This window comes from Stenotrophomonas sp. 01N47 (assembly GCF_056399165.1).
The window spans coordinates 1-452 of record NZ_JBFTQU010000056.1 but is presented as its reverse complement, the minus strand read 5'-3'; the positions used below and the strand labels follow the sequence as shown (position 1 = coordinate 452).

Below are 452 nucleotides of genomic sequence, written 5' to 3'. Positions count from 1 at the left end.
TCGCAGATCGTCCTGCCGGGTGCAGCGGCCATCGGCGGCATGGTCGTGCCAGCGCTGATCTACTGGTTCCTCAACAAGGACAACCCGGCAGCACTCGGCGGCTGGGCAATCCCGATGGCCACCGACATCGCCTTCGCCCTCGGCGTGCTCGCCTTGCTGGGCAAGCGTGTGCCGGTCTCGCTGAAGCTGTTTTTGATGACCCTGGCGATCATCGATGACTTGGGCGCAATCATCGTCATCGCGATTTTCTACTCCGGCGCATTGTCGACGTTGTCGTTGATGCTGGCCGCAGCCTGTCTGGTGGCGTTGGTGGCGATGAATCGGCTAGGCGTGGTCAAGCTCGGTCCCTACATGATCATTGGCCTGATTCTATGGGTGTGCGTACTCAAGAGCGGCGTCCACGCCACGCTGGCCGGTGTGACCCTGGCGTTCTGCATTCCGCTACGCACGAA

Annotated in this window: 1 protein-coding gene; it reads left to right on the top strand. The window is 61.7% G+C overall.

Annotated features, from left to right (window positions below; all coding sequences use genetic code 11):
- Nucleotides 1-452: Na+/H+ antiporter NhaA (locus AC1DKR_RS21185; protein WP_478035120.1), on the top strand; the 452-nt coding region annotated here is incomplete at both ends.